Source organism: Embleya sp. L77, from assembly GCF_055557415.1.
Genome location: NZ_CM145710.1, coordinates 1,556,741 through 1,581,294 on the forward strand (window position 1 = coordinate 1,556,741; position 24,554 = coordinate 1,581,294).

Annotated in this window: 26 protein-coding genes; 16 read left to right on the top strand and 10 right to left on the bottom strand. The window is 71.9% G+C overall.

The features are described from left to right. The first annotated feature begins 111 nt into the window (after positions 1 to 111). The 8 genes from ACZOOI_RS36655 (at position 112) to ACZOOI_RS36690 (ending at position 6,810) form a co-directional block, all read left to right on the top strand. Positions 112 to 1,653: a YibE/F family protein gene (locus tag ACZOOI_RS36655; RefSeq protein WP_465283886.1), complete on the top strand. Its 1,542-nt coding sequence runs from the start codon at positions 112 to 114 to the stop codon at positions 1,651 to 1,653. Positions 1,654 to 1,766: 113 nt separating this feature from the next. Further along, entirely contained in the window at positions 1,767 to 2,390 is a 624-nt protein-coding gene (locus ACZOOI_RS36660; protein WP_465283887.1) for a helix-turn-helix domain-containing protein, read from the top strand. A gap of 11 nt (positions 2,391 to 2,401) precedes the next feature. Further along, positions 2,402 to 2,920: a GNAT family N-acetyltransferase gene (locus tag ACZOOI_RS36665; RefSeq protein ID WP_465283888.1), complete on the top strand. Its 519-nt coding sequence runs from the start codon at positions 2,402 to 2,404 to the stop codon at positions 2,918 to 2,920. A gap of 171 nt (positions 2,921 to 3,091) precedes the next feature. Further along, entirely contained in the window at positions 3,092 to 3,874 is a 783-nt protein-coding gene (locus ACZOOI_RS36670) for a hypothetical protein (RefSeq protein ID WP_465283889.1), read from the top strand. 240 nt (positions 3,875 to 4,114) lie between these two features. Further along, the gene (locus ACZOOI_RS36675) at positions 4,115 to 4,570 is read left to right on the top strand and encodes a VOC family protein (RefSeq protein WP_465283890.1); all 456 of its coding nucleotides are present in this window, start codon (positions 4,115 to 4,117) and stop codon (positions 4,568 to 4,570) included. Positions 4,571 to 4,699: 129 nt separating this feature from the next. Beyond that, entirely contained in the window at positions 4,700 to 5,611 is a 912-nt protein-coding gene (locus ACZOOI_RS36680) for a pyridoxamine 5'-phosphate oxidase family protein (protein ID WP_465283891.1), read from the top strand. A 29-nt stretch (positions 5,612 to 5,640) separates the two neighbouring features. Beyond that, positions 5,641 to 5,835 carry a ferredoxin gene (locus ACZOOI_RS36685; protein WP_465283892.1) on the top strand — a complete coding sequence of 65 codons (195 nt, stop codon included), beginning with the start codon at positions 5,641 to 5,643 and terminating at the stop codon, positions 5,833 to 5,835. Positions 5,836 to 5,901: 66 nt separating this feature from the next. Next, a complete protein-coding gene (locus ACZOOI_RS36690) occupies positions 5,902 to 6,810 on the top strand; it encodes a PhzF family phenazine biosynthesis protein (RefSeq protein ID WP_465283893.1) in 909 nt (302 codons plus the stop codon). A gap of 76 nt (positions 6,811 to 6,886) precedes the next feature. Here the strand turns inward: ACZOOI_RS36690 and ACZOOI_RS36695 are convergent, their stop codons facing one another. From ACZOOI_RS36695 to ACZOOI_RS36705, 3 genes are all read right to left on the bottom strand, one after another. Continuing rightward, positions 6,887 to 7,753: an NmrA family NAD(P)-binding protein gene (locus ACZOOI_RS36695; protein WP_465283894.1), complete on the bottom strand. Its 867-nt coding sequence runs from the start codon at positions 7,751 to 7,753 to the stop codon at positions 6,887 to 6,889. An 85-nt stretch (positions 7,754 to 7,838) separates the two neighbouring features. Next, the gene (locus tag ACZOOI_RS36700; RefSeq protein ID WP_465283895.1) at positions 7,839 to 8,330 is read right to left on the bottom strand and encodes a hypothetical protein; all 492 of its coding nucleotides are present in this window, start codon (positions 8,328 to 8,330) and stop codon (positions 7,839 to 7,841) included. A gap of 107 nt (positions 8,331 to 8,437) precedes the next feature. Further along, entirely contained in the window at positions 8,438 to 8,959 is a 522-nt protein-coding gene (locus tag ACZOOI_RS36705; RefSeq protein ID WP_465283896.1) for a MarR family winged helix-turn-helix transcriptional regulator, read from the bottom strand. Positions 8,960 to 9,167: 208 nt separating this feature from the next. Between ACZOOI_RS36705 and ACZOOI_RS36710 the strand changes: the two genes are divergently transcribed. From ACZOOI_RS36710 to ACZOOI_RS36735, 6 genes are all read left to right on the top strand, one after another. Further along, positions 9,168 to 9,620 (top strand): DUF4267 domain-containing protein, encoded by a 453-nt coding sequence (locus tag ACZOOI_RS36710; RefSeq protein WP_465283897.1) that lies wholly within the window; start codon positions 9,168 to 9,170, stop codon positions 9,618 to 9,620. Between the two features lie 219 nt (positions 9,621 to 9,839). Further along, positions 9,840 to 10,040, top strand: coding sequence for a DUF1918 domain-containing protein (locus tag ACZOOI_RS36715; protein ID WP_465283898.1), 201 nt, complete (start codon positions 9,840 to 9,842; stop codon positions 10,038 to 10,040). A gap of 42 nt (positions 10,041 to 10,082) precedes the next feature. Further along, the gene (locus ACZOOI_RS36720) at positions 10,083 to 10,544 is read left to right on the top strand and encodes a universal stress protein (protein WP_465283899.1); all 462 of its coding nucleotides are present in this window, start codon (positions 10,083 to 10,085) and stop codon (positions 10,542 to 10,544) included. Positions 10,545 to 10,620: 76 nt separating this feature from the next. After that, a complete protein-coding gene (locus tag ACZOOI_RS36725; protein WP_465283900.1) occupies positions 10,621 to 10,770 on the top strand; it encodes a hypothetical protein in 150 nt (49 codons plus the stop codon). Between the two features lie 151 nt (positions 10,771 to 10,921). Next, the gene (locus tag ACZOOI_RS36730) at positions 10,922 to 11,701 is read left to right on the top strand and encodes a VOC family protein (RefSeq protein ID WP_465283901.1); all 780 of its coding nucleotides are present in this window, start codon (positions 10,922 to 10,924) and stop codon (positions 11,699 to 11,701) included. Between the two features lie 204 nt (positions 11,702 to 11,905). Next, the gene (locus tag ACZOOI_RS36735) at positions 11,906 to 13,039 is read left to right on the top strand and encodes a PP2C family protein-serine/threonine phosphatase (RefSeq protein ID WP_465283902.1); all 1,134 of its coding nucleotides are present in this window, start codon (positions 11,906 to 11,908) and stop codon (positions 13,037 to 13,039) included. A gap of 103 nt (positions 13,040 to 13,142) precedes the next feature. On the opposite strand, the gene ACZOOI_RS36740 is transcribed toward ACZOOI_RS36735, so the two are convergent. After that, positions 13,143 to 13,835, bottom strand: coding sequence for an RraA family protein (locus ACZOOI_RS36740; RefSeq protein WP_465283903.1), 693 nt, complete (start codon positions 13,833 to 13,835; stop codon positions 13,143 to 13,145). 582 nt (positions 13,836 to 14,417) lie between these two features. On the opposite strand from ACZOOI_RS36740, the gene ACZOOI_RS36745 reads away from it, so the two are divergent. Then, the gene (locus ACZOOI_RS36745; protein WP_465283904.1) at positions 14,418 to 16,043 is read left to right on the top strand and encodes an MFS transporter; all 1,626 of its coding nucleotides are present in this window, start codon (positions 14,418 to 14,420) and stop codon (positions 16,041 to 16,043) included. Positions 16,044 to 16,147: 104 nt separating this feature from the next. On the opposite strand, the gene ACZOOI_RS36750 is transcribed toward ACZOOI_RS36745, so the two are convergent. The 4 genes from ACZOOI_RS36750 to ACZOOI_RS36765 are packed head-to-tail and all read right to left on the bottom strand — an operon-like array spanning position 16,148 to position 19,836. After that, positions 16,148 to 16,816 (bottom strand): response regulator, encoded by a 669-nt coding sequence (locus ACZOOI_RS36750; RefSeq protein WP_020552163.1) that lies wholly within the window; start codon positions 16,814 to 16,816, stop codon positions 16,148 to 16,150. A gap of 1 nt (position 16,817) precedes the next feature. Continuing rightward, entirely contained in the window at positions 16,818 to 18,029 is a 1,212-nt protein-coding gene (locus ACZOOI_RS36755) for a sensor histidine kinase (RefSeq protein WP_465283905.1), read from the bottom strand. Further along, a complete protein-coding gene (locus ACZOOI_RS36760; RefSeq protein WP_465283906.1) occupies positions 18,026 to 18,871 on the bottom strand; it encodes an ABC transporter permease in 846 nt (281 codons plus the stop codon). The genes ACZOOI_RS36755 and ACZOOI_RS36760 overlap by 4 nt, the downstream gene beginning before the upstream one ends. Next, complete coding sequence (locus ACZOOI_RS36765; protein ID WP_465283907.1) at positions 18,871 to 19,836, bottom strand: ABC transporter ATP-binding protein; 966 nt, start codon at positions 19,834 to 19,836, stop codon at positions 18,871 to 18,873. Before ACZOOI_RS36765 ends, ACZOOI_RS36760 begins: the two co-directional genes overlap by 1 nt. Positions 19,837 to 20,404: 568 nt before the next feature. On the opposite strand from ACZOOI_RS36765, the gene ACZOOI_RS36770 reads away from it, so the two are divergent. Next, complete coding sequence (locus ACZOOI_RS36770; protein WP_465283908.1) at positions 20,405 to 21,637, top strand: Cmx/CmrA family chloramphenicol efflux MFS transporter; 1,233 nt, start codon at positions 20,405 to 20,407, stop codon at positions 21,635 to 21,637. 162 nt (positions 21,638 to 21,799) lie between these two features. On the opposite strand, the gene ACZOOI_RS36775 is transcribed toward ACZOOI_RS36770, so the two are convergent. Both ACZOOI_RS36775 and ACZOOI_RS36780 read right to left on the bottom strand, forming a co-directional pair. Beyond that, the gene (locus ACZOOI_RS36775; protein WP_465283909.1) at positions 21,800 to 23,608 is read right to left on the bottom strand and encodes an SDR family oxidoreductase; all 1,809 of its coding nucleotides are present in this window, start codon (positions 23,606 to 23,608) and stop codon (positions 21,800 to 21,802) included. Beyond that, positions 23,605 to 24,480, bottom strand: coding sequence for a M24 family metallopeptidase (locus ACZOOI_RS36780; protein ID WP_465283910.1), 876 nt, complete (start codon positions 24,478 to 24,480; stop codon positions 23,605 to 23,607). The genes ACZOOI_RS36775 and ACZOOI_RS36780 overlap by 4 nt, the downstream gene beginning before the upstream one ends. Positions 24,481 to 24,554: the final 74 nt, after the last annotated feature.

The following is a 24,554-nucleotide window of genomic DNA, read 5'->3' on the forward strand; positions in this document are numbered from 1 at the left end:
CCTCCGGCGCGCGCCGATCCCCGCGAGCGCCCGCGGGGCGGGGGCCTCGGCCCGATACGCTTCCGCCGAGGTCCGCCGGAACGCGTCGACCGGATCGGGAGGGGCTGGGCCATGGGCAGGACACGGGCGGATCAGGGCGCTACGGACGAGGTCCCCGGCACATCCGATCCCGCGCCGGGCCACGCACACCACGCGGCCGGGCATGGCGGCCACGTACCCGGTCACAGCCACGCGCACGGGCCGCCGTCGCCCGCGTCGGCCCGGCTGCGGCGCCTGGTGGCCGCCGTCCTGATCCCGTTCGCGGCGGCCGTGGTGGTGGGCCTGGTGGTGCTGTGGCCGGGCGGCACGCCGGCGCACCCGCGTACCGGAGTCGGCTTCGACCAGGAGACCCGGGACGGACGGGTCACCCGGGTCGAGGAGTTGCCGTGCGCGCAGGCGGACGCCGAGGTCTTCGGCGGCCCGGCCGGCCCACCCGACGCCGGCAGCACACCCGGCGGCAACGGGACCTCCGGTGCGGACGGGCAACCCGGCGGGGACGACCCACCCGGATCGAACGGCGGCACCACCCGGCCCGACGACCCCGGCGGTATCCCCTGGCCGCCGCCCTCGCTCGGCGCCTCCGGCGCACCCGGCGCACCGGGCTCCGCGGCGGCGCCCGCCGAGTGCCACCGGGCCACGATCGAGGTCACCTCCGGCGCGGACAAGGGCCGGCGGATCTCCCAGTTGGTCCGTCCCGGTGAACTGCGCCGGTTCTCGGTCGGGCAGGGCGTCGTGCTCGCGTACTCCCCCGGCGCCCCGGAGGACCTGCGGTATTCGGTGATCGACGTCCGGCGCGGCCCGCCGATGTTGCTGCTCGCGGGCCTGTTCGCGGTCGCGGTGATCGTGGTGGGCCGACTGCGCGGACTGACCGCGCTGATCGCGCTCGCGATCAGCTTCGCGGTGTTGTCGTTCTTCATCCTGCCCGCCATCCTGCAGGGTTCCGATCCGCTCCTGGTCGCGGTCGTCGGCGGCAGCGCGATCATGTTCGTGGCGCTGTACCTGTGCCACGGCCCGTCCGCACGCACCTCGGTCGCCGTGGTCGGCACGCTCGTGTCGTTGTCCCTGATCGGCGTGCTCGGGTCGCTTTTCATCGGGTGGGCGCACCTGACCGGCAACACCTCCGACGAGACCGGCCTGGTCCACGCGCTGTATCCGGACATCGAGCTGCACGGCCTGCTGTTGGCCGGGTTCATCATCGGATCGCTGGGCGTGCTCGACGACGTGACCGTCACCCAGACCTCGGCGGTGTGGGAACTCAAGCAGGCCGACCCGACCATGACGGCCCGTCGGCTCTACCGAGCCGGCATCCGGATCGGCCGCGACCACATCGCGTCCACGGTCAACACCCTCGTCCTGGCCTATGCGGGCGCGGCGTTGCCGCTGATGTTGCTGTTCTCCATCGCCCGTCGGGACGTCCTGGACGTGGCCACCAGCGAGATCGTCGCCGAGGAGATCGCCCGCACCCTGGTGGGCAGCATCGGCCTGGTCGCCTCGGTCCCGGTGACCACCGGCCTGGCGGCGATCCTGGCCGCAGCCGACCACGGCAAGCCCGCGCGAGGCAGGTCCGCCCCGGCTTCGGTGCCCGCGGCCCGGGGCCGACACCGGGGGCGCTGACCGCGCACCCGGGCACGGGGGTACAGGGCACAGGGCACGGGGGCATGGGGTGAGCCCGGGCGCTCCGCCGTGCCCCTTTCGGCGCATCTCGTATTCGGGATATCCTCTCTGATATGAGAAACACCTCTGATCCGAGAAGCCCGGGTGCCCACGGCGAGGCAACGCCCGGGGGCGGCACTCCCGAGGAGGTGGAGGCTCGGTTGGCCGGGCGGCTGGCCGGGCTTCGGGCGGAGCGTGGGTGGTCGTTGGACGAGTTGGCGCACCGCGCGGATGTGAGTCGATCCACGCTGTCCCGGTTGGAGCGCGGCGAGATCAGCCCGACGGCGGCCCTGCTCGGCCGGTTGTGCGCGGTCTACGGACGGACCATGTCGCAGTTGCTCGCCGAAGTGGAGTCGGAGCCCTCGCAGTTGGTACGGGCCGACCGGCAGGAGGTGTGGGTGGACCGCGCCTCGGGCTTCACCCGGCGCTCGGTGTCGCCGCCGCATCCGGGACTGCGCGGCGAGGTGGTCGAGGGTGTCCTGCGGGCCGGCGCGGACATCTCCTACGACGGACCGCCCGTGCCGGGGCTGGAGCAGCACATCTGGGTGCTGGAGGGTGTCCTGGAGATGACCGCGGACGGTCGCGTGCACGAGGTGCGCGCCGGGGACTGTCTGCGCCTTCGGCTGTGGGGCCGCTCGCGCCTGCGCTGCCCCGGCCCGGATCCGGTCCGCTACGCCCTGCTGATCGTGCTGCCGTAATGGAGACCTCGATGCACACCGTCACCCGGCTGACCCCCGAAGACTTCCGAAGCAGCGTGCCGGGCCTGGCCGGCCTCCTCGCGGACGTCGTCGCCGACGGCTCCTCGCTCGGCTTCGTGGCGCCGTTCGACGCGACCGAGGCGGCGAGGTGGTGGCACGAACGGGAGTCGGCCGTCGCCGACGGCAGCCTGCATGTGTGGGTCGCCCGCGGCGCGGACGGCGTCGCCGGCACCGTGAGTCTGGCCCTGGAGCGCAAGCCCAACGGCCGGCACCGCGCCGAGGTGGTCAAGCTCATGGTGCACCGCGACGCGCGCGGTCGCGGCCTGGGCCGGGCCCTGCTCGCGACCGCCGAACGGGCCGCCGCCCGGGCGGGCGCCACCCTTTTGCTGCTCGACACCGAGACCGAGAGCACGGCGGACCACCTCTACCGCGCGGCCGGCTGGACCCGCTACGGCGTGGTCCCGCGATACGCGGCCGACCCGACCGGCGCGCTGCGGGACTGCAGCTTCTACTACAAGCAACTGGCCTGAATCACCCACCGATCCACCCCCACCCGCCCTGCTCGCTCCGCCGGCAGGCACCACACCGGGGCGGGGGCCTGCACCAGCGCCGGCTCTGGGGGTCGCCGGATACTGCCCGCGGGCGAACTTCCCTACCTTCGGGGGAAGTCAGTCATGCACCCGAGGCAAGGGACGATCACCGTGGACCGCAGCAGAAACCGCAAGTTGGCCAGGGCCGCCGCATGCGCCAGCCTCGCGCTCGGCGCCGTGGGACTGTGCACCGCACCGGCCCTGGCGGATGGTCGGCCGGCAGCCCGCACCGCCTCGACCCCGGCCGCCGCACCACTGCCCGGCTTCGACTTCACCGACTGCCCCGCACTGCCGGCCAACGCGGACCCGGACAAGTGGCGCTGCGAAGTGCACGTCTCCACCGGGGAGATGCGACTCGGCGGGCTCACCGTCCCGCTCCGCCCGATGACCATCACCCATGCCGAGGGCCCGCTGCCCGACGGCTCGACCGGACAGGTGTTCGGCGCGATGCACGCGACGCCGAGCCCGGCGACCGGCGGCCTGCTCGGCATCCCCGGACTGCCCGAGCGGGCACCGGTGTTGGGCGTGAACGTCGAGACCAGGTACGGCGGTTGGTTCGACTTCCTCTCCCACGGCACCGCCGCCGGCGGCCTGGATGTGACCCTCGCGTTGAGCGGTCCCCTGCTGCCGCAGGGCTGTTCGATCGGCACCGAAGAGCACCCGATCCGGCTGACCATGATGCGCAAGGGTCCCAACGAATGGGTGTCCAAGGACCCGCCCATCCTCAAGGGCACGTTGTGGGACAACACCGTCGCGATCCCCGCCGCCACGAACTGCGGCCCGCTCGGCGCGGTCCTCAACCACCGCAACGCACTGCCCTCGCCCGCCGACTCGAACTCGGTGACCCTGGACGGCCTGTACACGTTCAAGACCTACACCCAGCTGGGCCGCTGAGCTCACCCGACGACGAACAGCCCGCCCCGGACGGCCCGGCCGTCCGGGGCGGAGCCGTGTCCGGACCGGATCACGCATGCGGACGACTACTACTTTCTAATGGGTGAACATATATGCAATCATTAGATCAAGCGACGGAGGCATCGGCTTTCGAGCCGCCGGCATGTGCCCACGCCGCACGTACCACCGCCGTTTCGATCATCACGCCCAGCACCCAGCACCCAGCACCCAGGAGCAACGATGAGCAATCTCAAGACACTTCAGACCGGCCACGTCGGACTGAACGTGACCGATCTGGACCACTCCGTGGCCTTCTACCGGGCTGTATTCGGATTCGAGGTGGTGGCCGAGGGCAACGAGGCGAACCGCCGGTTCGCCTTCCTCGGCCGGGACGGCAGGCTCCTGGTCACCCTGTGGCAGCAGAGCGAGGGTGGCTTCCCGGTCGATCGTCCGGGCCTGCACCACCTGTCCTTCCAGGTGGAGACCATCGACGAGGTCAAGGCCGCCGAGCAGGTCCTGCGTGGGCTCGACGCGCGCTTCGGCTACGAGGGAGTGGTGCCGCACGGCGAGCACGGGACCTCCGGCGGGATCTTCTTCGCCGACCCCGACGGCATCCGCCTGGAGATCTACGCCCCCTCCGGCGCCGACCCGGCGGACGCGCCCACCGCCGGCGCCCCGACCTGCGGCTTCTTCTAGACCCCGGCCTGCGGAGACCCCGGCGGACAGCCCGTTCCCCACACGCTCTCGACCCGCAATCCCGACCCCCACCCACACGGCGCCGGCCCGGCCGGCGTGACCCGCACGACCACCTTCGGAGGGAATGCCGTGGCAACTCGATATCACCGCGGGGAACGCGCGGTGCAGGACCGCGCCGACCTGACCCGTCAGGCGTCGTTCGCACTCGGCGGCATCGGGGAGTCCATCCCACCGGTTGCCGCGGCATTCCTCACCGAGCAACCCATGATCATTGTCGGCGGCACCGACGCCGCGGGTCGGATCTGGTCCTCGCAACTGGTCGGCGACCCCGGCTTCCTGCGCGTCCCCGACCCGCGTACCCTCCTCGTCGACGCACTGCCGCTCGCCGAGGACCCGCTCGCCGAAGTGCTCGCCGGACCGGCCGCGGTCGGCATGATCGCCATCGAGCCGACCTCGCGACGCAGGATGCGGATCAACGGCCGCTCCACGCCGGCGACCGGCGGCCTGCGCGTCGATCTCGACCAGGTGATCTCCAACTGCCCCAAGTACATCCAGAAACGCGACTTCCGCTTCCTCGCCGAGTCGGGGTCCACCCCGGCACCGGGAGACACCCGGGGTACCGCACTGACGCCGGCGCAACAGCAGACCCTGCGGGCCACCGACACGTTCTTCGTGGCCAGTTCGGACGGGTCCGGCAACACCGACGCATCGCACCGCGGAGGCAATCCGGGCTTCGTCCAGGTGTTGTCCCCGAACGTACTGCGCTGGCCGGACTACGTCGGCAACGCCATGTTCCTCACCCTGGGAAACCTGGAACTCCACCCGGCCGCCGGGTTGTTGGTGCCCGGCTGGGACACCGGCTCGACCCTGCACCTGACCGGCGCGGCCCGCACCCTCTGGGACGAGGACGAGATCGCCCGGGTGCCGGGCGCCCAGCGCCTGGTCGAGTTCACCGTCACCGGCGTGGTGGAGATCGCCGACGCCGTCCCCCTGCGCTGGAGTGCGCCGAACTACTCCCGCTTCAACCCGCCCGTCTCCTGACCCACCGTACCCGCCAAGGGAGTTGCCTCATGCACATCACCGTGGACATGAAGCTGTGCCAGAGCCACGGCCAGTGCGTCTTCGCCGCGCCCGACGTCTTCTCCTTCGACGAGGACGACTACCTGGTCCACGACGCGAACCCCTCGGACGCATACGCCGCACACGTACGCACCGCCGCCTCGATGTGCCCGGTCCGCGCGATCACGATCGATCCTTCCGCATAACCGATCATGTCGGGCATGGAAATATCAAGATTCCCTTCGTCCCGGGGTGCCCATACGCTCGGCGGTATGCCTTCGACCGCCATCGACTACCACCACGTCGACGTCTTCGCCGACCGCCCCTACACCGGCAACAGCCTCGCGGTCTTCGTCGATCCGCCGACCCTGGACGCCGCGCAGATGCTCCGGATCACCCAGGAGCTGCGGCACTTCGAGACGATCTTCGTCACCACCTCGAGCAGCGGCGACGCGGTGCAGGCCCGGGTGTTCGACCTGTTCGAGGAACTCGCGTTCGCCGGGCACCCGGTCCTCGGCGCGGCCGCCGTCCTGCACGCCGGGTCGGGCGCCGCCGTCGACGAGCAGCGCCACTGGACGATCGCCCTGCCGGAGCGGACCGTCCCGGTGAGCACCCGGGCCGATGCCGACGGCCGCGTGTCGGCCCTGCTGGACCAGGGCCGGCCGGAGTGGGCCCCCGCACCGGCCCTGGCACGGCGGGCGGAGATCGCCCAGGCCCTGGGCCTGGACGAGACCGACTTGGACCCGACGCTGCCGGTGGAAGTGGTCTCCACGGGCCTGCGCTACCTGATCGTCCCGGTCGACGGCACCGGCCCGCTCGGCCGGGCCCGGATCGCACATCCGGACTTCGAGGCCCTCCTCGCCACGCTCGGCGCCCGGTTCGCCTACGTGCTGGACGCGCACGCACCGGAGGGCCGGCACTGGAACAACGACGGCCTCCTGGAGGACGTGGCCACCGGCAGCGCGGCCGGATGCGTCGCGGCCTACCTGCTGCGCCACGGCCGAACCCGCGACGGAGTGGAACTCGGGCTCGCCCAAGGCCGGTTCGTCGATCGTCCCAGCAGCCTGCGGATCACCGCGCACGGTTCTCCCGAGCACGTGGAGCGGGTCACCGTCGCCGGCACGGTCTCGATGGTGGGCGTCGGAACCCTGCACGCCCTGCCACCGAGCCGGCCCGCATGAGCGAGCCGGGTGAGGTCGAGTCGGGCGCGTGCGCAGCCGGTGCGGTCGCGGTGTCCTGCACCCCGACGCACCGCGCTCAGCGAAAGAGCCCGATGTTCTCGTCGAGGTAGGCCGCCAAGGTGCGGGGCGGCTTGCCGAGCAGGCGCGCGACCGTGTCGGTGGGCTCCTCCGGCCGGTTCGCCGCCAGTTGCCGGATCTCCACCACGTGGGCGGCGAGCCAGTCCGGCAGGCCGCCGCGTTCGATCAGGTTGTGCCGCATGGCCTCGGGCGACAGGTCGACGTAGCGGATCGGCCGGCCGAGGAGGCGCCCCAGCAGCTCGACCAGTTGCGGGTGGGTGAAGGTTCGACTCCCGGTGAGCGTGTACGTACGCCCGCGGAGTTCCGGTCGGATCAGCACCTCGGCGGCCACGTCGCCGATGTCGCGACAGTCGACGTAGTTGCAGGCCGCGTCCCCCATCGTCCCGTGCACGACGCTCTGCGCCGCGATCATCGGCGCGAGCGTCGACAACTTCTGCATGAACGCGTACGGGCGCAGCACCGTGTGCGGCACACCGCTCTCTCGGAGGGTCTGCTCGATGGCGTGGTGCCATCGGGAGATCGCAACCGGGGAGTCCGCCGTCGCGGCCGGGGCGGAGAGTTTGACGATGTGTTCGATGCCGACGGCGGCGGCCACCCGGATGGCGCACCGCTCCTGTTCCTGTTGCGCGGGGCTGTTGGCCATCGCGAGGAACAGTCGGCGCGCGCCGTGGAAGGCGGCGTGCAGCGACGACGGGTCGCCCGCGTCGGCGGCTCGGACATCGACCAGGCGACGCGCCGCGTCGTCCAGGCCGGCCCGCAACCGTTCGGGGTCGCGGGTGAGCGCCCGGCTCGGTATGCCCAGGGTGACGAGGCGGTGCAGGAGGGCACTTCCGGTGGCGCCGGTGGCGCCCATGACGACGATCATGAGGGTCCTGTCCTGTCTTTCCGGTGAGTGGTGCTGGGGCCGGATCCGCTCGCTCGGGCGATCCGGACTGTGCGGCCATCACGGCCTATGCGGCCGGTCGTCGCTCCCGCATCGCCCCGCGCCAGCGCCACGTGACGATGGTGGTGGCCAGGGCCGCCGAGAGCGGCAGATCGAGGCGGAGGCGCTCGGGCCACGGGCCGTGGTGCGGGAGGATGCCTTCGGGTATGTGGCCGGCGACGATCCAGCCGATCAGGGCCGCCAGTGCGGTGACCACGGTCGCCAGGACCAGGGTCGGGACCACGCGCGGCATCGAGGTCAGCCAGGTGCGTCGAACACCGACCCGGCGCAGCCGGCCGCCGACGAGCGCGGCCACGATCGCCGAGGTGCCCGCGATCGAGGTGCAGGCCGCGACGACCGGATCCGGCTGCCCGGTGGCCACCCCGCCGGCACCGGCCATGAGTGCGGGAGCCAGGTACGCCACGAGCACCTCCCGCCACAGCGTGAACGCCGGCGGGCCGGAGCCCCCGGCGGACGAACGGCCTCGTCCCATGCGGTTTCCGGCCTCCGTTTTTGCCATCTAGTTAGCTCCCTAATTATATGGTCGAGCGAACGCCGCCCCGGCGGCACCCCGCACGGACGCGACGTGCCGCCGAGGAGGCGGCGACGGGAACGGATGGTGCGGAACTACTCCTCGTGCGCCGAACGCTCGCGCGTCAACGCCGGGATCCCGCGGACGAGCCGGCCGAGCAGGTCCAGGAAGACGGTGCGCTCCTCGGGATCGAGCGCGCCCACCATCTCCTGCAATCGACCGAAGTGCTCCGGGGCCAACTCGCGCATCCTGCGCGCACCCCGGGCGGTCAGCACCACCACGGCCGAGCGGCCGTCCTCGGCGGACGGTCGGCGCAGCACCAGACCCTCCCGCTCCAAACCGCCGATCAGTCCCGTCACGGTGGCCCTGGACACACCGAGGACGTCCGCCAGCCCCGAAGGGGACATCTCCCCGTCGGCGTCCTCCAACGCGGCCAGCAGCCGGTAGCGCCCGGCGGACAGACCGAACCGGGAGAAGTGCACCTCGACCGCCTGGCCGAGCCGCGCCCCGGCCGCCATCAGACGCACCGCGACCAGTACGGCCTGCGGGTCGACATCGAGCCCGTAGCGCCGGATCTGGTACGCCGCCTGGTCGAGCGTGGGGGTGTCCTCAGCCATCGGTTCATGTTCCACAACATTTAGTATGGCCCCTAATCACTTTCTCGGTCAACCCGCCGGGCCGCAGCGGACCGGGCTCCAAGTCGCTTCCATGAGACTTCCAGGACTCCCCGGCGAGAGTTCTTCCAGGACGACGAAGACCGCCTCCCGGACCGACGGTTCGCTCACGAACCGCTCGACCCGGACCATCGCCTCACGGGAGACCACCATGAACGTCAGGAACCTCACCACCACCCTGGCCGCACTCGGCGGCCTGTTCATCATGTACATCGGCATCGCCTACCTGGTCGCCCCGCAGTCGACCGCGTCCGGGTTCGGCCTGCCGAGTTGGCCGGAGCACGAGGGCACCGCATTCCTGGCGGTCAAGGGCGTACGGGATCTGGGCAGCGGGCTGATCCTCTTCGCGCTCCTGCTGACCGGCCACCGGCGAGCGCTGGGCTGGGCGCTGCTCGCCATGTCCTTCATCCCCGCCGGCGACATGGTGATCGTGCTGAGCAACGAGGGCTCGACCGCCAAGGCCCTCGGCATCCACGGCCTCACCGCCGCCCTGGTCGCGCTGACCGCCGCCCTGCTGCTCCGCGAGCGCCCCGCGGCCCCGGCGACCACGCTCACGACCGGCTCCCCCGCCCCGAGCCGCATCCCCGCCCCCGCGGCTCACTGACCCCTCCCTCCCGGGCCCGCTCGGCCCGGCACAGACCCCGGCCGTCCGCCCCCGAACCGCCCCTTCCGGCGGCGGGGGCGGACGGCCTGCGCCCGTCGGTCGCCGGGTCGGCCCGACCTCCAACCCCCCTCACCTCCACTCACCCAAAGTGATCATCCTGTTACCATTCGAATACTCGGGGTCTCGTAGCACGCCACCCACCCAGAGGAGCCAGGCCGCATGCACGCCACCAAGGGCGATCGCCTTCTCATCCACGGCCGAGTCGTCGGCCGACAGGACCACTTCGTGGAGATCATCGAGGTCCTCGGCCCCGACGGCACTCCGCCGTATCGGGTACGCGCCGCCGACGGGCACGAATCGATCATGTCGCCGGGCCCGGACTCGGTGGTCGAGCACCGCAAGGGCACCGACTCCGACTAGAAGGTCGATCGAGCGACCCGCCGCACTTCCCGAGGAGCCCTCGTGACCAGCCCCGCCCCGCCGCCGACGTTCGAACTCGGTACGGACGGGCCACGGGCCGTACTGGTCGGCGTCGACGGCTCCCGAACCTCGCTCCGCGCCGCCGACTACGCCCTGGGCCAGGCCCGGCGCGGCGGCGCGGAGTTGGTCGTGGTGTACGTCCGTGCTCCCCTCGGGCTCGCCGCCACCACACCCGAGGGCGCCGAGGTGATGGAGCAAGCGCACGAGGACGCGGTGCGCGACATCGCGGGCTACATCGCCCACCGGGCCGACGAACTGCGGGTGCGACACCGCTTCGTCGAGTCGCGCGGCGACGTCGCGCACGAGATCGCCGAGGTCGCCGACGAGGTGCGCGCCGACGCGGTCGTGGTCGGCGCCTCCGAACGCTTCGGCCACCGGCTGATCGGCTCGCTCGCGATCCGCCTGGTCCGCTCCGCCCGTTGGCCGGTCACGGTCATCCCCTGAGGGCGACGCCCGAGGCAAACGGCACCCGGGGCAAACATTGCGCCAATGCCCTGGACAGCCCACGCCCGCCCTGCAAATGAGATTGGGCGCGGCGTTGCGGGCACTGGCCGCGGAGTTCACGGTGGCGGGGTTGGGCGTCACCGAGCACGCGCCCGCCCCCGCGACCGACGCGACCCGCGACGACCGCGTCCTGCACGAGATCTTCGACGGCCTGGCACCGCTTTGAGCGATCGCATCACTCGTACGGCGCAGGAACGGCGACACCCCCGGGCCGGCGCCGCGCGCTTGCCGGCCCGGCGCCGGTTCCCGGAGTCAGACTGGACAAGTCAGAGCGACATATGTCATTTGGGTCGGAATCGACCCGGCGAAGGAGCGACGTGCTCAGCACCGACTTTGTGAAGGGTTCGCCGAACTGGCTGGACCTCGGCAGCCCCGACACCGCCGCGGCGGCCGACTTCTACCGTGCCGTCTTCGAATGGGACTTCCAGTCCGCCGGACCCGACGCCGGCGGTTACGGGCTCTTCCAGCAGGAGGGCAAGACCATCGCCGGGCTCGGTCCGCTCACCGAGGAGGGTGCCTCGTCCGCCTGGACGGTGTACTTCGAGACCCCCGACGCCGACGCGACCGCCGCGGCCGTCAAGAAGAGCGGCGGCACGGTTCGAGTGGAGCCGTTCGATGTCATGGAGATGGGTCGGATGTCCCCGCTGACCGACCCGGCCGGCGCCGATTTCGCCGTCTGGCAGCCCGGTACCTTCCGGGGCTCGGAGCTGCTGGGCGAGCCCACCTCACTGGCCTGGGTCGAGTTGCACGGCGTGGAGTTGGACACGGCGCTCACCTTCTACGGCGGGCTGTTCGGCTGGCGTTCGCAGGAGTTCCAGATGCCCGGGATGACCTACACCGTGTTGTCCACGGCCGAGGGCGACCCCCAGGACGCCTCCTTCGGCGGCATCGTGCCGGACCCGAACGGCCAGGATCCGCACTGGATCGCGTACTTCGAGGTCGCCGACCCCGACGATGTCGTGCAGCGGGCCCAGGGCCACGGCGGCTCGGTGCTCATGCCCGCCACCGACGTCCCGGAGGTCGGCCGTCTCGGCTGGTTGGCCGACCCCTTCGGCGCTCCCTTCGCGATCATCCGGAGCGCACCCCAGCCCGGGTAGTCGCCCACCGACGAACACCCCGGCGGCCCGTGCGTTCCGCTCGGATGACGCACGTCGCGCCGACGGAGCGCCCCCGGGCACGGCAATCGGCGGCCCGGGGCCGGCGGCTCCGCGGCGCCCGGCGGGCGTTCGGGCGGCTTCACCTGTTCGGCGGGTGCCGCGCACCGACCCGTCGCCGCCTTCCCCACGATCATGGACGCAACAATGAGCAACCTGGCACCGCAGCGTGGGCTCGGGGCGGCGACCCGGTCGCTGGTCCGGCAGGTCGGGCTGCCCGTAGCCATTCTCGTCGTCGTCACGGCAGTGGATCTGGCGACCGGATCCTCGGCGGTCTACTACCCGTTCCTCCTCCTGGCGCCGACCCTGGCCGCCGCCACCGCACCGCCCCCGGCGATCCTCGTCATCGGCGGCATCTCGCTGCCCCTGCGCTACTGGTTGGCCTCGCGGGACGGCTACCTTGGCCCCGCGTACAACGACCTCTTCCACGTCAGTACCTGGATGTACGTCATGGCGACCGCGCTGGCCATGTACCTGTCCGCCGCCCGCATCCGTCGCGAACGGGCCCTGGTCGCCGTCTCCGAGGTGGCCGTCGCCGCACAGCGGGCGATCCTGCTGCCGCCGAGCGACGAACTGGGCGGCCTGCGCCTGGCCGTGCGCTACTTCGCGGTGGCCGAGGAGGCCGAACTCGGCGGTGACCTCTACATCGCGCTGGACACGCCGTTCGGGGTGCGGCTGATCATCGGCGATGTGCTCGGCAAGGGCCTGGGCGCGGTCCGCACGGCCGCGATCACCATCGGCGCGTTTCGCGAGGCCGCGTACGACGAACCCGAACTGAGCACCGTGGCGGACCGCATCGACACCAGCGTGAGCCGGAACGCGCCCGCGGACCGGTTCGTCACCGCGCTCCTGGTCGAAGTCCGCCCCGAACACGTGGCCTTCACCCATCGCGGGCACGAGGAGCCGGTGGCGATCCGGGCGGACGGCGCCGTGCACGTGCTCGAACCCCCCGATCCCGGCGTGCCGTTGGGTCTGGGCGACCTGGATCCGGCGCCACCGCGCCCCTGGGTGGTGCCGTTTCACGAGGGCGATCTGCTGCTGTTGATGACCGACGGGTTCGCGGACGCGCGGGACGTGGCCGGCCGGCACTATCCGCTGGTCGACCGGATCCGGGCACTGTTCTGCGAGGCGCGTCCGGCCGTCGCCGATCCGGTCGTGGCGGTGGAACGGTTGGGCGACGACCTGATGCGGCACGTCGGCCTGCTGCGGCTCGCCGACGACGCCCTGGTCCTGGCGCTCGCGCGCGCCCCCGAGCCGCCGGACCACCCGCCCGCGCCCTGACCCCGGCACGGCGGGTCGGTCGACGCGGTCGGCGGTCGGCTGCGCCGGGTCCCGTCGGCGGCCCGGTCGGTGTGCTCGGCAACGCCGTTCGGCCGCCGGCGGGCTACTCCTCGATCGCGCCGCCGGTGCTGCGCAGGTGGCGGCGGAACGTGTACGTCGGGTCGGTCGCGCGGCGGGCCAGGTAGTCGTCGAAGGTGGTCTGTCGGCGCAGCGTCTCGCCGGCCCGGATCCGGCGGGCCTGTTCGCGCTCGGTGTCGCGGATGCGGTGGGCCGTCGCGAGCACCTCGTCGGCCCGATCGGCGGCCAGGAACAACACGCCGTCCGCGTCGCCGAAGACCAGGTCGTCGGTGCTCAGCAGGTGCGGTCCGAACCGGGCTGTGGTCAGCGCCTCGGGCTCGCGCTCGTCCAACCGCGTCGGGCCGGGCGGGAAACTGCCGTAGCTGAACACCGGCAGGCCGATCTCCACCAGTTCCGGTGTGTCGCGGTGCAACCCCCACACCACCAGCGCCGCCACCCCCGCCGCCTCGGCCTCCAGGACGGCCAGGTCGCCGACGCACGCCTCGTCGGTCCGACCGCCGTTGTCGATCACCAACACGTCGTCCGGCTCGGCCGCACCGAACGCCTCCAGGAACACGTCCACGCTGCCGTAGTGCCGAACCGGCAACACCCGACCGGCGATGCGCTGCCCGGGCAGCACGGCGCCGATCCCCGGCGGCGCGACCCGAAGCGGCACACCGTGTCGCACACACGCATCCGCCACCAACGGCGTGGAGAGGTCGGCGAAGGTCTTCAACATGGCGTTCTCCGTGGCTCGGCGTCGCCCCGCAGGACGCACGCGCGGATGCATCGAGACAGCCCTGCGATGCTAACCGCGCCCGATTCCACCCGTCGACGCCCGCCCGTACCGGGCCGGTTCCGGCGATCCCACCGCAACGGAGCACCGCGCCGCGGGGATTCACCCACGCCCGGGCGCGTCCGGGGCGGCGTCCCGGGGTCGGGAAGGTCCCGGTTCGGGTCACCGTGTGTAGTCGTTCGGGTGGGAGTCGAAGCCATCATGACCATGTTGGTCATGATGGCTTCACAGCTGGGCCGGTTCGTGCCAAGGTGCACCAGGCGCCGAACCGGAGCCTGATCCATCGGGCTTCGCCCGGCCTCGGGCTCGGGCCGGCGCGCCTTCCGATGGACCCGTTGGTTGTCGTAGACGCAGGTCAGCACGTGTCGAGTCGGCCGGGGAACAGTCGCCGGTCGATCTCGACGTGAACGACTCGGAAGCGGAGCATCCGGTTCCGATCCGTATGCCGTACGCCATCCGCCAGGCCGCACCGGCCATCACCGAGCGCGCCGCCGTCGGGCGACGCCGTGTTCGGGAGGTAATCGCGTGACCGAGACCATCGACAGCACCCCGCCCCCGGAGCAGCCGCCCCAGTCCGCACCCGCCGGCGGCGCCGACCCGGGCCGACTCGAAGGCGCGTCCAAGCTCCGGATCTTCTCGGTGCTCGGCGTGATCGTGCTGTTCTCCGAGGTGGTACCGCTCCAGTACACGATGATCGGCACCGCCGTACAAAAGATCGGCCTGGACTTCCCGTCGGCCGGCAACAACATCGGCTGGATGATCATCATCCTCGGCCTGGTCGGCGGCGCCACCACGCCGATCATCGGCAAACTCGCCGACCTGTACGGCAAGAAGCTGATCCTGCTCGCGTGCAGCGTCTCGTTCCTGGCCGGTTCGATCCTGTGTGCGCTGACCCACTCGTGGGCGATGTTCCTGGTCGGCCGCGGCCTCCAGGCGGTCGCGTTCGCGATGGCGGCGGTGGCCGCCGGACTGATCCGTGACCTGATGCCGCGCCGGATGGTGCCGATGGCAATCGGCGTGATCGCCACCGGATTCGGCGTGTCCGCACTGACCGCACCGCTGCTCAGCGGTTGGCTGACCGACCACTGGAGTTGGCGGTCGCTGTTCTGGTTCCTGATGATCTACATGCTCGTGCTGATCCCGATCTTCTGGCTCGTGGTCCCCGAGTCGAAACTGAGGACGCGTCAGCGGCTGGACTGGCTCGGCTCGGTACTGATCGGCGCGGGCGTCGCCCTCGCCCTGATCTACCTCAGCAACGGGCAACAGTGGGGCTGGAGCCGGTTCACCGCCTGGATCTACCTGGTCCTCGGCATCGCCCTGCTGATCGCCTTCTACATCTGGGAGCACCGCGCCGCCGACCCGATCATGGATCCGAAACTGCTGCGCGCACCCCGGGTGTCCATCGTTCTGGCCATCGGCCTGTTCGCCAACATGATCATCGGCGTGCAGTTCTACGCCGTGTCCTACATGGCCCAGATCGACGAGAAGGTGGTCAAGGAGGGCACCATCGCCGGCTTCGCCGCCAAGGCCGGCATCCCGGTGGACACGATGCGCCAAGGGCTGATCTTCCAGGGCGACATCGGCTATGCGCTCGGCTTCAGCCTGATGGCGCTGGCCGTGCACCTCACCACGTGGCAGTCCATCCCGGGCATGCTCACCGGACCGGCGGCCGGCCAGTGGGCCACCAGGGTGGGGCTGCGTCGCCCGTACATCGCGTGTCTGGCGGTGATGACGCTGTCGATGGCGCTGTACGCGATGTTCCACGGCTCGTGGGGCGTGCTGCTGATCATCGGCATCGTCTACGGGCTCGCGTTCGGCGTGTACTACGCCTGCGCCAACAACCTGGTGATCGAGGCGGTGCCGCAGGAGCAGCAGGGCATCGGCGCGAGCATGCTGGCGCTGACCCAGTCGTTCGGCAGCGCGGTGGGTACGGCGATCCTGACCGCGATCCTGTCCGCGCACACCTACCGGGTCTCCACCGTCGCCCAACCCGGGGCGCCCGCGCAGACGTTCGACATCCCGCAGGTGTACACCGACGAGGGCTGGACGATCGGATTCTGGGCGGTGGCCGCCGCCGGCGTGGTGTGCGTGGTGCTGGCCGTGGTGATGAAGGCGGGCCGCACCCCGGCCACCGGCGGCACGCTGCACTGAGCCGGGCCGCCGAGCCCGACCGGGGCCGGGTCGGGCCCGGCGGCGTGGAATCCGCCGGCGCCGCGAGGGGTCGGGACGTACCGACCCGTCGCGGCGCCGGGGGCTCACAACGGCTGCACCAGGCGGCTCTCATAGGCGACCACCACCGCCTGCACCCGGTCGCGGACGCCGAGTTTGGCCAGCACCCGGCTCACATGCGTCTTGATCGTGGCGTCCGACAGGTGCAGGCGCGCGGCGATCTCGGCGTTGGACAGGCCGCGTGCGACCTCGATCAGCACGCCGCGTTCGCGCTCGGTCAACTGGGCGAGCCGCGGGTCCTCCGCGCCGGGTGTGACGTCGTGGTGCGGCAGGCGGTGCGCGAAGGTCTCCAACAGCCGGCGGGTGATCCGCGGTGCGACCACCGCATCGCCCGCCGCCACCGAGCGGATCGCGCCCAGGAGTTCGGCGGGCAGCGCGTTCTTGAGCAGGAAACCGGAGGCGCCCGCGCGCAGTCCGGCGAAGGCGTACTCGTCCAGGTCGAACGTGGTCAGGATGAGCACCTTGGTCTCCGGGCAGCGCTCGCTGATCAGCCGGGTCGCCTCGATGCCGTCCATGCCGGGCATCCGCACGTCCATCAGCACCACGTCCGGGCGCAGCCGCTCGGCCAGCCGGACCGCCTCCTCGCCGCAGTCGGCCTCACCGGCCAGGGTCATGTCGTCCTGGGCGTCCAGGACCATCGTGAACGCCATGCGCAACAACGGCTGGTCGTCCACCACCAATACGTCGATGGCCACGTCAGGATCCTCCCGGATCGGTCAGGTGCAACAGCGCCGACACTCGCCAGCCGCCCCCGGGCAACGGCCCGGCCTCCACATCGCCACCGTAGACGGCGGCCCGCTCCCGCATGCCGGCAAGTCCTCGTCCACCGCGCGGTTCGTCCCGTTCGCCGATGGCGCTCGGGCGCGGGCGGCCGTCGTCGATCACGCTCAGTTCCAATCGATCGGCCGAACTGGAGACCCGGATCCGCGCGTTCGCACCGGGCTGGGCGTGCTTGAGGGTGTTGGTCAGCGCCTCCTGAGCGAGCCGGTACACGGCCAACTGCGCACCGGGCGGCACGTTGCGGGTGTCGCCCTGCACGGTGAGCGTGGTCGGCAGGCCCGCCGCGCGCACCTGCTCGGCGAGCGCGCCCAGCCGGGCCAGGTCCGGCTGCGGGTGCCGGGCGGCGTCGGGCTCGTCCTCGTGCAGCACACCCAGGAAGCGGCGCATCTCGGTGAGCGCCTGCCGACCGGTACCGGAAACCTGCTCCATCGCCGCGGCGGAGCGCTCCGGCTTGCTGTGCACCGTCATCGCGGCGGCATCCGCGAGAGCCACCATCACCGACAGGTTGTGCGTGACGATGTCGTGCATCTCCCGGGCGATCCGCGAGCGTTCGGCCGCCACCGCAAGCTCGGCCTGCTGCTCCTGGTCGCGTTCCAGGCGTTGGGCACGTTCCTCCAGGGCGACCAGGTAGCGCCGCCGGGTGCGCAGGTTGGCGCCGAGCACCGCCGCGGTCAGGGCCATCGCGCTGAGCCCGACGAAGGCGCCGAACCGGTATCCGTCGACGGTCCAGCGCGCGACGGCCAGCACGATGCCCGTCTCGACCACGGCGAGCGCGTACACTGTCCGGCGCCGGTCGCAACTCGCGGCCACGGTGTACAGCGCGATCAGCAGGCTCGCGTCCGCGCCGGTCCGCGCGTCGATCACCCACTGGCCCAGGGCCACGCCCGCGATCACCGCGAACACCGCGACCGGGGCCCGGCGGCGCAGCGCGAGCGGCAGCGTCAACGCCGCCCCGATCAGCACCCAGCCGGACGACCGCAGCAGGTTCCCGACCTCGAACAACAGCAGCACGGCCACCGCGAGGGTGGTGTCGGCCCAGATCGGATGGCTGCGGGTGAAGGCCACCACACGTGCCGGTACGGCGGCGAGCCCGTGCTCGCCGCCGTACCGTCGAAGCAGCGTGTTCACGCGTCACGCCTCCGGAGCAACACCGCCGCCACCGCGAGCGTCACCGCGGCGTACAGCACGAACACCGTGATGCCGGCTCCCGGGGACAGTGCGCCCTCACTGGGATGCCATCGGCCGAGCGCCTGACCGGCTTCGCTGGGCAGGTACTTGGTGATGCGGTCCTGCCAGTCGGACGGCAGCGCGCGGACCACCTCGGGCAGTACCAGCAGCAGCCCGAACACGATCGCGATGCCGCCGGCGGCGTGCCGCACGATCGCGCCGATGCCGATCGCCAGGACGCCGGTGAGGGCAAGGTAGAGCGCGACGCCCACGACCACGCGCGGCACGCCCGGATCGGCGAGCGAGACGTCGATGTGCTCTTTGGCCAACACCGCCTGTCCGCTCAGGAACGCGACCAGGCAGGTGCCGAGCATCAGGACGAAGGTGACCGCCCCGAACACCGCGGTCTTGGCCCACAACACCGGCAGTCGGTGCGGCACCGCCGCCATGGTGGCCCGGATCGAGCCGGTGGCGTACTCGCCGCTGACCACCAGGACACCGAGCACACCGATGGCCAGTTGGGCCAGGTAGAGGCCGGTCAGGCTCGCGTTCGGCGCGGAGAACCGGGCCCGCTCGCCGGCGCTCATGTCCGGCCAGCGGTTGACCGTGCCCACGCACACCAGCAGGCCCAGCGAAATCACCAGGAACACCGCGGTCACCAGCACCCAGAAGGTCGAGCGCAGACTGCGCAGCTTGATCCACTCGGCGTGGAGCACCCGGACGAAGGTGACCCGGCCGCGGTCGGCCGCCCGGGAGGTGAACCGGGGGCCGGTGGTGCCGGTGGCGACGGTACCGGTCGACATCAGGCGACCTCGCCGTTTCGCCGGCGGTCGGCACGGGCCGCCCGCACCGGTCCCGGCTCGTCCTCGGATACTCGGTACTCGACCGCGTCGCGGGTCGATTCCATGAACGCCTCCTCCAGCGAAGCCTGCTGCGGGACCAGTTCGAACAGGGTGATGCCGTGGGCCGACGCAAGCCGGCCGATGTCGTCGCTGGACACCCCGGTGACCTCCAGGACGTCGCGCTCGCGGCCGGTGACCCGCACCTCGGGGCCGAACAGCAACGCGCGCAGCCGATCGGCGTCCGGTGTGCGCACCCGGACCTGGTCGGGCGCGGCGCCGTGGATGAAGTCCGCGACCGAGGTGTCGGCGATCAGCCGACCCCGACCGACCACGATCAGGTGCTCCGCGGTCAGCGCCATCTCGCTCATCAGGTGCGAGGACAGGAAGACCGTGCGGCCCTCGGCGGCGAGCGACTTGAGCAGGGTCCGGATCCACAGGACACCCTCGGGGTCGAGCCCGTTCACCGGCTCGTCCAGCACCAGCGTGGCCGGGTCGCCCAGCAGCGCGGTGGCGATGCCCAACCGCTGGCCCATGCCCAGCGAGAAGCCGCCGACCCGCTTGCGGGCCACCTCGTCCAGGCCGACCATCTCGATCACCTCGCGCACCCGCCGGGTGCGGATTCCGGTGGTGGCGGCCATGGACAGCAGGTGGTTGTACGCGGAGCGCCCGGTGTGCACCGCCTTCGCCTCCAGCAGCGCGCCGACCTCGTGCAGCGGGGCGGGGTGGTCGGCGTAGCGGCGGCCGTTGACGGTGACCGTGCCCGAGCTGGGGTGGTCCAGGCCCAGGATCATCCGCATGGTGGTGGACTTGCCCGCGCCGTTGGGGCCCAGAAAGCCGGTGACGACGCCGGGACGGACGGTGAAGGTCAGCCGGTCGACGGCGGTCTTGGACCCGTAACGCTTGGTGAGTGCGTCGGCTTTGATCATCGCTGCCGTCTCCGTGGCTCCGGTGCTTCGGCGCCTCCGAACGAAGGGCCGTCGGGCGGACGCCCGATCCGCCCTCAACGCTAGCCGGCAACCCGAGCCCCGACGATCGCCGCACGGCCGAACCTCACCTCGACGCCCGTGCGCCCTACGGGTGAGCGCATACGTCGCTGGGATGACACGCCGGCAACCACCCGGCCCCGGTACCCGCGGCATCGAGGTCGGGGCGGATTGCCGGTCCGGAAATCGGGTGGAGGGGTGGAGGGAGCGGCTGGTAGGTTTTCGGGCGTGTCCAGCCCAGAATCGGACAGAGGCCGGCCGCCGGTATTGCGGTGGCCGATCTCTCGTTGACGAGCCGATGAAAGCGAGCCGCCCGGCCTGATCAGGCCAGGGGCGTGTTCGGGCTCGGCCTGGCCACCGGCAGCACCGGAATCGCGAAGCGTGGGCCTGCGCCCCTTCGTTCCGGCATCCTGGGCGGCTTCCCGGCGTGCTGCGTGGAACGTGCGTGTGCGGCCCACCCCTGCCCAGTCGGATCCATGCCGGATCCATCGCACGTCCATGGGGTTTCGTCATGCCATTTGCTGTCTACGTGCTCGGGCTCGCGGTCTTCGCCCAGGGCACTTCGGAGTTCATGTTGTCCGGCCTGCTCTCGGACATCGCCGCCGACCTGCATGTGTCCGTCCCCACCGCCGGGTTGCTGACCTCGGCGTTCGCGATCGGGATGGTGATCGGCGCGCCCGCGATGGCGCTGCTGAGCCGGAACCGGCCGCGTCGGCGGGCGCTGTTGTTCTTCCTGGGTGTGTTCGTCGCCGTGCACGTGGTCGGCGCACTCACCCCGAACTACCCGATCCTGCTGGCCACCCGCGTGCTCGGCGCCCTGGCCAACGCCGGGTTCTGGGCGGTCGCCCTGGTCACCGCGATCGACCTGGTCGGGCCCGAACGACGGGCCCGGGCCACCTCCGTGGTGGTCGGTGGCGTCACCCTCGCGTGCGTGGTGGGTGTGCCCGCGGGTGCCGTGCTCGGCGGTTGGTGGGGGTGGCGGGCGGCGTTCTGGGCGGTGGCCCTGGTGTCGCTGCCGGCCGTCTTCGCGATCGCCCGGACGGTGCCGAACGGGGCAACCGAGCCGACCGAGGCGGGCGGCGCAGGAGGCGCAGGCGGGGTGAGCGGCGCTGGCGGCATCAGCGCTGGTCGGGAACTGCGGGCCCTCGCCACGCCGTCGCTGCTGCGCACGCTGCTGCTGAGCGCCCTCGTGCAAGGCGCCACCTTCGGTTCCTTCGCCTACCTCGAACCCATCGTCACCGAGGTCGGCGGCCTCGGTGACGGCTGGGTGCCGCTCACCCTCGCACTGTTCGGGGTGGGCTCGTTCGTCGGCGTCACCATCGCGGGTCGGATCGTCGACACCCGCCCGAACACACTGATCACCGTCGGATCGGCGGCCCTGGCCACGGGATGGGCCGCACTCGCCCTGACCGCCGACCGCCCGGCCGCGCTGCTCGTGCTCGTCCCGATCCAGGGAATGCTCGCGTTCGGCACCGGAACGGCCCTGATCGCCCGGGTACTTCGCCTCGCCCCGCCCACCTCCGCACTGGCCGGGGCCGCCGCCACGGCCGCCTTCAACGTAGGCGCCGCCCTCGGCCCCTGGCTCGGCGGCCTGGCCATCGACGCCGACCTCGGCTACCGCGCGCCCCTCTGGGTGAGCACAGCCCTGATGCTCGCGGCCTTGGCCACGACCCTCCTGCCCGACAGCCGAACCACCAAGGCTTCGGCGGCGCCGAAGCTTCCCGAGGCACACCCACGCAGCTGACCCCGACCCCACCACCCGAACGCCCCGAACCAGAAGCAGCACCCGGGCCTCTCGGGCTTCGGCGGCGGGGGTTGTCCCCGACCACCGCCGCCGAGGTCCGCTCCCGCGCGTACCGGGCGGACGGCGCAGGTTTTCGAGTCGGGCGGGTGGAGGCGACCCGGGTCAGCCCGTCCCGATCCGGGCCAGGGCTCGCATGGTTGCGGGAGACAGGCGGCTCAGCAGTCGGCCCAGCTTCGCCTCGGGCGTGACCGGGACCACCGGGCGGTGTCGGCGGATGGCGTCGACGATGTGGTCGGCGACCTTTTCCGGGGGGTAGTTGCGCCTTGCGTAGAGTCGGGAGAAGCGCTCGCGGCGGGCGTTCTGCTCGATGTCGTCCGTGGCGGAGAAGGTGGTGGTGCGGGTGATGCCGGTGTTCACGATGCCCGGGCAGATCGTGCTCACCCGGACGCCGGACCCGGCGAGTTCGGCACGCAGACAGTCGGACAACATCGCCACCGCGGCCTTGCTCGTCGCATAGGCGGCCAGTTGCCTGGATGGCGTGTAGGCCGCCGCCGAGGCGAGATTGACGATGTGACCTCCGGTGCCGCACTCGGCCATCAACGTGCCGAACGCGCGGCAGCCGTGGATGACCCCCCACAGGTTGACGTCCAGGACCCGCTTCCACTCGGCGGCGGTCGTGGCCAGGAACGTGCCCGAGTGGCCGACGCCCGCGTTGTTGACCACGATGTCCGGGACGCCGTGGGTGTGGGCGACCTGCGCCGCGAAGGTGTCCATGGCCGCGCCGTCGGCCACGTCCACGCGATACGCGTGCGCGGTTCGCCCGTACAGTCGGGCCAGTTCGGCCGTGCGCTCGACGGCGGTGCGGTTCACGTCGCACAGCACCAGGTCCGCGCCCTGCTCGGCGAACGCGACCGCGGTGGCCCGCCCGATCCCGCCGCCCGCGCCGGTGATCAGCGCCAGCCGACCCATGAACGGGTCCTTGCCGAGCGGGCGTTCGGGTTGCCGGGCCAGATCCAGGGCCGGTGTCGTGGTGCCGTGCTCGATGTGCTCGACGAACTCGCGGGTCATCCCGGCCACGGTCGGTCCCTTCTCCAACAGGGCGGACCAGTGGCCGGCGGCGATGGATCGCCGCCAGAGTCCGGGTACCCAGCGCTCCAGGCCCTCGGACAGCGCCGCGCCGACGTAGCGGTCGCCGGCGAGGGTGATCAGCTGTACCGGCACCGTGGTTTCGCGTCGGCCCGGCAGCAACATCCGGGGCAGCATGTTGGCCCGGTAGAGCGCGATTCCGCGCACCGCGTCGTCACCGAGGGTGGGTTGCGGATGGCCGGCGCGCGGCCGGATCCCCTCCGCCCGCTCCAGCACCCGGCCCCAGTTCGCGGCCAGGCCCAGCTTCCAGGTCGCCGGCGCCAGCACCGGCAGGTGGAACGCGGTGATGTACCACGAGCGCACGCACTGCGCCGCGAGTTGACGCACGTGTCGGGGGGTGGGCCGGGCGAACCGGCTGCGGGCCCAGTGTCCGACGTGGTCCAGGCACGGTCCGGAGATCGAGGTGTACGAGGCGATGCGGCGCGGACCGGCCCGGTCGGTGACCGCCTCCCAGGCCTGGATCGAGCCCCAGTCGTGGGCCAGCACGTGCGCGGCTCGGTCCGGGGCGACCGCGGCCAACACCGCGAACAGGTCGGCGGCCAGCTGTTCGAGCCGGTAGCCGTACCGGCTCCCGGGCGCGCCCGAGGCCCCCGCCCCGCGAACGTCGTAGCGAACCACCCGGTGGTCGCGCTCCAGGTCCGCGGCCACCTCGTCCCAGACCCGATGGGTGTCCGGATAGCCGTGCACCAGCAGCACCAACGGACCGTCCTCCCGGCCCTGTTCGTACACCGCGAGGGAGACCCCGCCGGAGACCACCGTGCGGGTGGGCAGCCCCTCGACCACGTCCACGACGCGCTTGGCGGGCGTCGCGGCCGGCGCCGTCATCGGGCGGCCGCCGCACGCGCCCGGTGCACGTGCGGCACGTCGTCGTCCAGCCAGAACGCGTCGTCGTCGGTGACCACCAGCAACTCCTCGAATTTGGCGCCCACTCCGCGCAGCGCGATATGCGGCTCGACCGCCCACAACCCCGGCGTCGGCGCGTGCCGCGAGGCTCGGCCATTCGCCCAGAGCGGCGAACGCCCGTGCAGTCGCTCCCCGATCAGCTCCCGACCCAGGGTGCGCAACGTGCGCACGCCGAAGCCCAGGACATTCACCCCGACCGGCCCGCGCAGCGCCACCCGGGTGACCTGATGGCCGATCACCCGGCCGGGATAGACCCGATGCCGGTTGTCGTAGCCGTGTTCGACGATCAGCTCGTCCACCGCGCGGTACACCTCGTCGAGCGGTCTGCGCGCCTTGACCTCGCGCAGGATCAGGTCGCGGTAGGCGCCGAGGTCGGCGACGAGGCGATCCCACACCGCGTTCTCGCCGACCTTGCCGGCGTAGCCGATGTCGGCGGTGTACCCGTCCACGATCGGCGCACAGTCCAGCACGTACGGCATGCCCTCGGTGAGTACCCGGCCGGTGGCGAAGAACTGGAGCGGGGTGCGGAAGTTGCGGAACGCGGTGCGGTCGCCGAACCACGCGAACGGGATGTGGAAGAAGTCCTGGACACCCTCCGCCACCAGCTCCCGGCGCAGCCGCGCGGCGGCCTGACGCTCCGTCACGCCCGGTTCGATCCAAGCCGCGACGCGTTCGGCGCACCGGTACGCCAGCCGTTGGACGTCGCGGAAACGATCCAGGTCCACCTCGTCGAAGGCGAACGCCGGGATCCCCCGGGGCGGCCGCACCGCCGGAACCTGTAGCCGTGTGCTCATGAACTCCGCCTTCGTGGGGGTGGGATGACACCGAGTCGGACGACACCGAGTCGGACGACACCGAGTGGGTGGGC